The organism is Leptospira mtsangambouensis (genome assembly GCF_004770475.1).
In the GTDB taxonomy this organism is placed as follows: domain Bacteria; phylum Spirochaetota; class Leptospiria; order Leptospirales; family Leptospiraceae; genus Leptospira_A; species Leptospira_A mtsangambouensis.
This window is the reverse complement of record NZ_RQHK01000015.1, coordinates 356,510-366,532: the sequence shown is the minus strand read 5'-3', so window position 1 is coordinate 366,532 and position 10,023 is coordinate 356,510. Positions and strand designations below refer to the sequence as shown.

Genomic DNA, 10,023 nt, shown 5'->3' with positions numbered 1-10,023 from the left:
TAATTCAGATTTTGCTGCTTTTCTTGATCCAATTCCCTATTCAAATCTGAAGAAATTCGATTCAATGACAAATGAAGTGATTCTGATTATGATTGCTAATAAATATAAAGCTCTACTAAGTATTAATAAGAAAATATATTGAATACATGTTTTACTTCGCATAACAGCGACTAACCGCTTCACTTCGGGACTGGCGCCCTCGTTCGGTCTACGACACATAGGCTTTTGTCACTCCTCTTGCTTGCGCAAGCGTCGTGCCAATCCCTAACGTCCCGTCCGGGACTCAGGGCACAGCCTACGTCGGTTAGTCTAGTTCGTTATGCGTAATTGGCACAAAAATTTGGAATTATAAAGTGAAACAAAACAAATCAATAGAAAAATTAAAAGAATCTTTTGCGCATTCATTTCATGAACAATTTGCAATAAACCAAAATACTCAATTTACATTGCTTATTACAATAGCTGTATCCCTAGCAACTGTATTGGGAGGTCTTGGATATGTAATCGGAAAATTTTGTTCTGAAAACAAATTAGCAATAGGAAACAATTCACTAATCTACACTGCTGCTAATTGTGCAGCCGCTCTTTACGGTTATGGAGTCGTTCTGCTCGTGTCTGCAATGTCATTTTCATTTCGAAGAGACCAACTGATTCTAAATAACTTGCGTAATGAACTAGATATGTTCAAAGACAAAAAAAGTAGGAAACAATACTTAGCTATTTTTCCTCAAAAATACAGCGGAGAACAGGCATTCAAAATATTTCCTTTTTATCATTTTAATTGGATGCCTAACCATTATGCCGTCATCACTAGAATAGTATTAATAATGCTTTTCTTAGTAAATCTTCAATTCTACATATTCTTAGTAGATGCAAAACTTCTATTCCAATTCCAAAAGACGTTAGACTTTAAGCTTTTAATACTAGGAATTTTTATTCCATTGTTCTTTGTTTTTGCAGGACTAACTCCGACATACTATAAACTTTGGTTCAACCGTTTCCACCGAGGAAAAAAACCTAAAAATTGTTTTGGACGCATCCTTCTTTACATTGGAAAAAAAATACCGTAAGCTAGTGCCAACTACGCATAACAGCGTGTAAACGCTGCGCTTCGGCACTTACGGCCTCGCTTGGTCTGCGACACATTCCCTTCCGTCACGTTTCTTGCAATGCAAGAAAACGCGCCGACGCCAACGCCTCCTTCGGAGGCTCGGCTACAGGGAACTTCGAGAAGCCTAGTTCGTTATACGACATGCTAAAGACTAATTCTAAAAACGAAAAAATTTATGAAAAATAAATTACCAAATTTTTTAATTACGCTGCTGCTAGTTTTCTTATTTTGGAATTGTGTAAAAAATCAAAGCATAAATGACAATTCACTTATTAGCATTAATGATGCACAAAAAGAGTATTCTAGCGTGATTTTCTTGAAAACCACTGAATATTTCCCGAGTCAGGCTTTCTATTTTCTTTTTACCCTTGAAACTTTCGATTTCAGATGTCATAGAGATATTCATTATGATAAATCTGATTTTCAAACTTGCATGAAAAACATTAGTCTCTTTAATTTTCAACCAAAAACACCCGATGATCTTTTATCCAAAATTGACACATTTAAAGATACATTATGTGATCTGAAAAAAATTATTCTACTTAAAGATTCAATAACTAAGGGAGAATTAAACCTCTGTGAGATTAACCCGTAAATTTCTTTTATTATTCATTATTATTTCTTCTAATAATTCAACGATACTAGCTAAAGAAAAATTCAGACCAGAGTATGATTATTCAATTAATCGAAACTACTTGATTCAAGATTGTGATGAAAAAAAGAAATGTTACGAAAGTTGCAATGACATTCCAAATTATGCTATGTTTTTCAGCTTATTCACACATTCTGTCGATTCTGATATTTCACAGAAAATAAAAACTTCGTGCCTAAGCGATTGCACAAGAGTTATTTGTTATAAAAATTTCAAATAAAAATTTTAGCACGTCGTATAACAGCGTCTTCCCGCTACGTTTCGGCACAAGGCCTCACTCGGCCTGCAGCAAATTCCCTTCCGTCACGCTTCTTGCTCCGCAAGAAGACGCGCCGATGCTAACGCCTCCTACGGAGGCTCAGCTACAGGGAACTTCGGTAAGTCTAGTTCGTTATGCGTAATGGGTTAAAATTTAAACTAAAAAGAACTGTAGAAATAGCAATTATTCGACTTGACTTTGTAGACACGGTGACTACTATTTTTATATGAAGTCTATCGGGATAAAAGATTTAAAGAATAACTTAAGCAGTTATCTTGAATTTGTTAAAAAGGGAGAAACAATTCTAATTTTTGATAGAAATAATCCTATTGCAGAAATTAAAAAATTTACTCCAAATGAAAATAAAACGGATTTATATATAAAAGAAGCTACTGAAAATAACTCTCTCATTCCGGCTAAAAGTTTTAAACCTGTAAAATTGCCCAAATCTAGAGTTATTAAAGGTCTTTCAAAAGAAGAAATATCTAAAGCTTGGAAATCAATCTATAATGATGAGAGAAATTAATATTGGCCTTATATATTGATAGCAGTTTCTTATTAAACATCCTATACTCTGAAGAAAATTATGATAAATGTTTAGAAATTTTCAATTCTCATGATAAAAAATTTAGTTCAATTTTATTAGAAATCGAATCTTTTAGATCAATTAATCTCTTCTTCAATTTAAATAAAAAAATACTAAACAAGACTTGGTTAAATGAATCTGAAAATATTTTAACTGAACTCCTGACACAAATTAGCTTAAAAAATGTAGACTTTGACATTCAATCAGAAATAAAGAAGAATAAAAATATATTAGAATTAAAATCTCTCGACGCTACACATTTAGCTACAGCAATTCACTTTCGAAAAATGATCTCAGAAAATTTAATCGTTTGCACGTTAGATCAAAAATTTCGTACCGTAGCAAAAAAATTTGAATTCAATATTTTACCAAAGAATATTAGTAAATAACCCACTACGCATAACAGCAACTAACCGCTTCACTTCGGGACTTTCGCCCTCGTTCGGTCTACGACACATAGGCTTTTGTCACTCCTCTTGCCTACGCAAGCGTCGCGCCAATCCCTAACGTCCCATCCGGGACTCAGGGAACAGCCTACGTCGGTTAGTCTAGTTCGTTAATTGCAATTGGTCAATCAGTAGAAGAAAACGCGCAAATTTTTTATGTGAGTGTTGTCGATTTCAGCGAAAAGAAATACAACGCTGTGTTACTCCATTTACGCGTCTTAAAGGATTTGTTCTTTTTCAAGAAGTAAGAGAAAATTTGCGCTCGAATTTGTTGGCTTGCGATAGAAATTTCATTAAATACGGACCAACTGCAATTAACAACGGTTTCTCGCTTCGCTTGGGTCCTTATCCGCTCGTTACGGACTTCTGTTTCGCTACGCTGAAGTCCTACTCTTCGCGGGGCCCGCGCTCGGCCAATGGCAAATTTCCTTCCGTCACGTTTCTTGCTTCGCAAGAAAACGCGCCGACGCCAACGCCTCCTTCGGAGGCTCGGCTACAGGAAACTTCGAGAAGCCTAGTTCGTTATGCGACATTGTCTAAACTTATATATGAAAAAAAATCAAATCAGACTAGTTCCACTACTTGCTTGTCTTTGTATAACATCCGCCGTAAGTCAAAATACTGATAACCAAATAAATTCAAATTTTTTATTAAAAAATAATTTACTAGTAAAATATCCAACTATTAAAAATACAAAATTAAATATATATATACATTTACCTGAATTAATCACAGATGGCGTTGCTAAACTCAAAACTATCAAAGGTACTTCAGAAACTAAAAGGATAATCAGCACAAAAGAAAAAAATAAATTCTTAATTGAAAAACAGTCCTTAGAAATTCGGGTTCCATCGGAAGATGATTCCAGTATTTATACTGATGATATTCAGACTAATATACTATCATTTTGGTCTATAGGCAAAATCTATGATTCTAACGTTCAATTTAAAAAAAAGAAAGAAATCTCTAAAATGACGCTTGATAGTAGTTACTATATTCAAGGTTTCAAATACAAAACGAATAAATTTAATAATGCTGCAAACAATCATTTATATAACCAAGAACTTCATCCTGTTCTTCATTACTATGACCAAATACTTTTCGAAATCTATGGCAATGAAAATCACAAGAACAATCTTGAACCACAATTAACTGGTAATCCAAATCTTTTATATGAACCTGAAAATGAAATACCAGTAGCCATTTCATCCCATTTTTTCGCCGTTCCGAGCGTATCAAATTCTAGTTTCTCAAACGGAGAAAACTATTCTAGAATATTCTTCAAACGGATAATGACTTCTCATAAAAAAATCAAAACAGGATCCTATATAAATACTACTTATCGTATTGAAGGAGTAAATTCTAAATCTAATAACAATAATGAAGTTGTAATTCGATATTTACAATTTGAATCCGAAACCTTAATTCCGATTGAATTAATTCCATATGGAAAAAAGAAAGATGCTTTGCGTTTCTACAATTCCAAGAAAGAGCAAATTAATGAATTTTTAGTTGGTAAAGAAAATATTCAGTTTCTTATTGAGCCAGAGGATCCTGGATGTATTAAAGTAGGCTGGCTAATATACAATACATTAGACAATTTTGTTTCCGAAATAAATGAGAATGGAATTTGCAAAACATATAAGAGTTCTATTCTAAATATGGCTATGGCAGAAGATGATCATGTTAAAGAAATTTACCATATGAAATTTCTATTAGAAAAACCGTAAGACAACGTCGCATAACAGCGTCTTAACGCTTCACTTCGGCACTCACGGCCTCGTTCGGCCTTCGGCAAATTTCCCGCTATCCTAACGCCTACTGCGCAGGCTCAGGGCGGGAAACTTCGTTAACACTAGTTCGTTAATTGCAATTGGTCAGACAGTATAAGAAAGCGCGCAAATTTTTATGTGCGTGTTGTCGATTTCAGCTAGAAGAAATACAAGGCTGTGTTGCTCCATTTACGCATGTTAAAAGATTTGTGTTTTTAAGAATTAAGAGAAAATTTGCGCTCAAAGGTGTTGGCTTGCGATAGAAATTTCATTAATTACGGACCAACTGCAATTAACATCCGCTAAACGCTCCACTCGGGATCTTTTCCACTGCACCCCGGACTTCTGTGGAAGTCCGGTTCTTGTGGGACCCTCGCTACGGCCTAAAGGCAAATTCCGTGTCAAGCTAACACCTCTTGCAGAGGCTCAGCTACACGGAACTTCGGTTAGCTTTGGTCGTTATGCGAAATCTTTTTAAAATATTTAGGAAAAATACAATGAAAAAACAAATCACATTATTCTTGATACTATTAATCGGATGCTCCGGACTTCCTAATAGATATTCTTACTTAGAAAATAATAAAAATCTAATTCGGAAATCAGAAACTCTTAATAATTCAGAGAAATTTGAGGATATAACTCATATCGAATTTTTTAATCCCTCAAATCCAAAAACTATACAATTATACATAAGTAAATTTAATGATCAAAATAATTTAAAATTAACGATAAACTATTATGGAAATGAATATATTGACTTTAAAAAAGTTTATATATCTAACTACAATGAAAAAATAGAATTCCAATTTGATTTTCTAGAAAAGTATTACAAAATTTTAAAAAACGGCTCAAAGTTCGAAAAAGCAGAATTAAAATTAAAGAAAAAAGAAATTAAACAATTAAAAAACATTTTCAAATCTCAATTCAAAATTTCTCTATTTGGAAAAACGAAAATAGATTATGATCTCCAGGAATGTAATTATTGCATTGAATTGATGGAATATTATGAAAATTCAAATCCTACATATTAGGAAATAAAACCATATAATTCTTTTTTAGTTAATATAATAAAATTGAAAAAGAAAAAATAGAATAAAATTTAATTTTTAAACAAAAAAGACTTCGCATAACAGCGCCTTCCCGCTACGTTTCGGCACAAGGCCTCACTCGGCCTGCGGCAAATTCCCTTCCGGCACGCTTCTTGCTCCGCAACAAGGCGCGCCGACGCCAACGCCTCCTACGGAGGCTCGGCTACAGGGAAATTCGGGAAGACTAGTTCGTTATGCGAAAGTTCCTAGAAAATCTTCTTAAGCATAGAATTCATATATAATATCTATTCAAGAAAACATCACATATATAAATTTCGTTTACAATTAATCAAAAATAACAATAGGTTTACTAATGGAAAAAATTCAGTTTGATCTTGATTTACAAAGTTTATGCAAAGAGGCAATTGAAACAGCTTTCAATTTTATAAAAAATAACGAGAAAGAAACTGATGTTATTTATTTTTTTGGAACTGAGGAACAAAAAGTTTCTTCTACAGGGGTATTCTATAAAATAAATAAAAATATAGTTGAATTGCATGAAGTTAACAACGCTTTAAAAAAGAAGGTAGACAATTCCAATAGTAATATTTCAACATTACTGAATAAAAATTTGGATATTCTCTATAATATATTAACTTTATTTAAACAAAATAATAGAGAAATTCCCACTCAAATTAAAATTATATACAATATAAAAGAAAATAAACTAGAAATCAAATTGGATTATAAGTTTCATTTTTCCAATCATAAGACAAAACGACCATCAGATATTTTTGATGAATGGATAAATTCAATTAAACTGGAAAGCAAATAAAGACAATCATAAAGTTAACTCGGAACCTTCGCATAACAGCACCTTAACGCTTCGCTTCGGCACAAGGCCTCGCTCGGCCTGCGGCAAATTCCCTTTCTGGCATTCGCCTTGCGTTCGCAAGCTACATGCCAGTCCCTAACGTCCCGCCGGGACTCAGGGTCAGGGAACGTCGTCTCCCCTAGTTCGTTATGCGAAAGTCTTTTAAATTTGATACAAATTTACATTAAGAAAGGAAATCTTTAGGTGGGAAGAAGAAGAATAAGTGAAAATGTAAAGAGAAGAATATATTCTGAATCCATGGGTAGATGCATGAATCCAGACTGTAGTAATCATTTATTTACTACAGCAGGAGATATCATAGAAATTGCTCATATCCAACCCTATTCAAAGACGGAAAATAATGCATATGAAAATCTGATTATTTTATGTCCAAACTGTCATACAGATTTTGATAAGAATTTTGCACATAAACCAGAGGAAGTGAAAAATTGGAAAAAAACTCGTGAAATAGAATTAGAAAGATTGTTTGCAAAGCATTTTCATACTTTCGAAGAATTAAACCAAAAAATAAAACCTCTACTCCTAGAAAATAAAACTATTTTTGAAAATTATTTCCTCAATGACCATAAAAAAACCTGGGATTTATTTGAAGGAACAATATTATCAAACAATAAAAAAATAAAAACAATTTTAAGCAACAACTTAGATTTAATTCAATATCATAACAACAGTCATTATTCCAATGCAAATATAGTTCATACGTTTTTGATACATATAGACGAATTTGAAAAAACTCGACCCGAAAATGAAAAGGCAAGGTTTGTACTCTTTCCTGAAGAAATAAATTCATTATTTGGAATTGAACCAATTAAAGACACCTTATTACCATCCGTAGAATCTTTAGAGGACTTAATCACAAAGCTAAAAAAAATTGGGAAATACAAAGATATAAAACTAGGAGTAGATAATCCTTATTTAATAATTGAGGAAGATAAAGAAATTGTTAGATTGTTTTTAGACGATACGCCTCGTTTACGGCAATATTATTCAAATTATAAAAGTTTTAAAAAAGTTGGAGTTCGATTACCAAGTCTTAATTTTGCACTCAAAATTCTAAAATCAAGGGGTTTTAACTTTAGCTTCATTAAAGATGAAAATCTAAGGGAAATAGAAATTGAAAATATTAGAATAACCTTTATTTATGAATATTGTCTAAGTAAACTTGAATTGCAAAGTCTATCACCTACAAAAAATACTCTTGTTGTAAATTTACACAATTGGAATGGCTCTTCTTGTATTTCCGAAGAAGCATATGATTTGGCAAAAAAAATGAAAGTAAACCTTTTAACTATCGATGACTATGTTAAATATATAAATTCACTAAAAAATGATTAAAACTATAGTTGATCAATTTACTGAAAAAATAGTCTTATTCAAATCTTTCGAACATATTTTTATTTTTGGCTCAATATTGAAAGAAAATAAGAAACCAAATGATATTGATGTTCTATTACTTTATTCTGAATATTCCAACCAACTTTTAACGGAATTTAGATATATAAAAAAAGAATTTAGCTATTTTCAGGAAAAACCATTCAGTTTCATCGCCTTAAGTATAAAAGAAGAAGCCGAAACTGGTTTTCTTAAAAAATTGAATCCAAATCCATTAAAAGTAAAATAGAAATACTATGATCAAATATAACATAAAAGACCTTCGCATAACAGCGCCTTCCCGCTACGTTTCGGCACAAGGCCTCACTCGGCCTACGGCAAATTCCCTTCCGGCACGCTTCTTGCTTCGCAAGAAGACGCGCCGACGCCAACGCCTCCTAAAGAGGCTCGGCTACAGGGAACTTCGGGAAGACTAGTTCGTTATACGCCATGATTAAAAATTCTTTTAAAATGAAAGAAATAGCGATTAAAAACCTATTAAAATTAATAGAAATTATTAAGAGTGACGAAGGTATTTTTCTAAGCATAAATACGGCAGAAAAAATCAAACTAAAGAATGAAATACTAAAGTTCTTATCTAAAAATGAAATTGCGGGTAAAAATTCATCGAAAAAATTCCTAGATAAACAACTAACAAAATATCTTCTAGAAGCAAAAAGAGAACAAAATCCTAGAAACCCAGAAGACTTTATCAATCATATGATCGAATATGATAGGCAAGAATTTATTGTTACCGAAGTCTTTCTTCCGTTTTCCGGAGGTAAAATTTCTTCACCTATATCTCTTTTCGACTGTGATATTGAGGAATACAATGAGAATTTGAGAAAAGTAATATTGCAATCAATACATAAAGTCGTTTCAGTTAATACAAAATATAGTGAAGATCAGAAAAAGAAACTTATAGCAGAAAATGAAAAATACTTATTAAAAACTGGTGATTTTTTAGTTCTACGATATAAGGCAAAGCGCGAACGAGAATTGGTTATTGAAAATGCTCAAGAGAAATTTGCTGCCTTACTACGAGTATGCAATTTAATAAGTTTGTTTGAATGTAACCCCAATGATGGAATTTGTTTTCTGCCTGGAGTTTCGCAAATTAATATTCACCATAATAAAATAGATGTTTCTCAAGCTACTGCTAACTTTTCAATCCCTCTATTTGGAGGTAAAACATTATATTTAAACGATGTTCTTTTGAGTAATATTTATGAACCAATAATAAGAATATACTCAGATTATTTATCAGGTAAAAAAATGAATTATCCTGATGATAAAATAAAACATTCAATTTTATGGGCAAGTAATGCAAATATTTCTTTTTCATTTGAAACAAAAATTTTAAATATAATTATTGCAATAGAGACGCTCATTCCAAAGCAAAAAGGGAATTCGATAGTAAGCTATATTTCGGAGTCAGTTGCCTTTATCCTTGGCCAAAACGCAGAAGGAAAAAAATACTACTACAACTTAATGAAACATCTATATGATGAAAGGGGAAAGTTGGCGCATGGATCAGGAACAAAACTAAGCGAACTTGACTATAACAATGCACTCTCAATTTACGCTGAATTATTAACTTATCTTATTAATAATAAAAATCTATTTAAAAATGAAAAAGAATTATTGGAATTAGTTTTAGAAAAAAAATTCGGAAATTAATCACGGCGTATAACAGCATGTAAACGCTGCGCTTCGGCACTTACGGCCTCGCTTGGTCTGCGACACATTCCCCTCCTGGCATTCGCTCGCATACGCAAGCTACATGCCAGTCCCTAACGTCCCGCTGGGACTCAGGGTCGGGGAACGTCGTTTACACTAATTCGTTAATTGCAATTGGTCAATCAGTAGAAGAAAACGCGCAAATTTTTTATGTGAGTGTTGT

Annotated in this window: 10 protein-coding genes; all 10 read left to right on the top strand. The window is 32.7% G+C overall.

Annotation, left to right across the window (positions count from 1 at the left end; translation table 11 throughout):
• Positions 1-353: 353 nt before the first annotated feature.
• The 10 genes from EHR01_RS12410 (at position 354) to EHR01_RS12365 (ending at position 9,800) form a co-directional block, all read left to right on the top strand.
• A complete protein-coding gene (locus tag EHR01_RS12410) occupies positions 354-1,070 on the top strand; it encodes a hypothetical protein (protein ID WP_135695067.1) in 717 nt (238 codons plus the stop codon).
• A gap of 216 nt (positions 1,071-1,286) precedes the next feature.
• Positions 1,287-1,706 (top strand): hypothetical protein, encoded by a 420-nt coding sequence (locus EHR01_RS12405; protein WP_135695066.1) that lies wholly within the window; start codon positions 1,287-1,289, stop codon positions 1,704-1,706.
• A 542-nt stretch (positions 1,707-2,248) separates the two neighbouring features.
• The gene (locus EHR01_RS12400) at positions 2,249-2,548 is read left to right on the top strand and encodes a type II toxin-antitoxin system Phd/YefM family antitoxin (RefSeq protein WP_135695065.1); all 300 of its coding nucleotides are present in this window, start codon (positions 2,249-2,251) and stop codon (positions 2,546-2,548) included.
• Between the two features lie 2 nt (positions 2,549-2,550).
• Positions 2,551-2,997, top strand: coding sequence for a PIN domain-containing protein (locus EHR01_RS12395; protein WP_135695064.1), 447 nt, complete (start codon positions 2,551-2,553; stop codon positions 2,995-2,997).
• Positions 2,998-3,602: 605 nt separating this feature from the next.
• On the top strand, positions 3,603-4,784 hold the full coding sequence (locus tag EHR01_RS12390; RefSeq protein WP_135695063.1) for a hypothetical protein: 1,182 nt from the start codon (positions 3,603-3,605) through the stop codon (positions 4,782-4,784).
• A gap of 539 nt (positions 4,785-5,323) precedes the next feature.
• Positions 5,324-5,857 (top strand): hypothetical protein, encoded by a 534-nt coding sequence (locus EHR01_RS12385; RefSeq protein ID WP_135695062.1) that lies wholly within the window; start codon positions 5,324-5,326, stop codon positions 5,855-5,857.
• A gap of 370 nt (positions 5,858-6,227) precedes the next feature.
• Positions 6,228-6,689 carry a hypothetical protein gene (locus EHR01_RS12380; protein ID WP_135695061.1) on the top strand — a complete coding sequence of 154 codons (462 nt, stop codon included), beginning with the start codon at positions 6,228-6,230 and terminating at the stop codon, positions 6,687-6,689.
• Between the two features lie 243 nt (positions 6,690-6,932).
• Positions 6,933-8,084, top strand: coding sequence for an HNH endonuclease signature motif containing protein (locus tag EHR01_RS12375; protein WP_135695060.1), 1,152 nt, complete (start codon positions 6,933-6,935; stop codon positions 8,082-8,084).
• Positions 8,077-8,370 (top strand): nucleotidyltransferase domain-containing protein, encoded by a 294-nt coding sequence (locus EHR01_RS12370; RefSeq protein WP_135695059.1) that lies wholly within the window; start codon positions 8,077-8,079, stop codon positions 8,368-8,370. The genes EHR01_RS12375 and EHR01_RS12370 overlap by 8 nt, the downstream gene beginning before the upstream one ends.
• A 221-nt stretch (positions 8,371-8,591) precedes the next feature.
• Complete coding sequence (locus EHR01_RS12365; RefSeq protein WP_135695058.1) at positions 8,592-9,800, top strand: HEPN domain-containing protein; 1,209 nt, start codon at positions 8,592-8,594, stop codon at positions 9,798-9,800.
• The last annotated feature ends 223 nt before the right edge of the window (positions 9,801-10,023 follow it).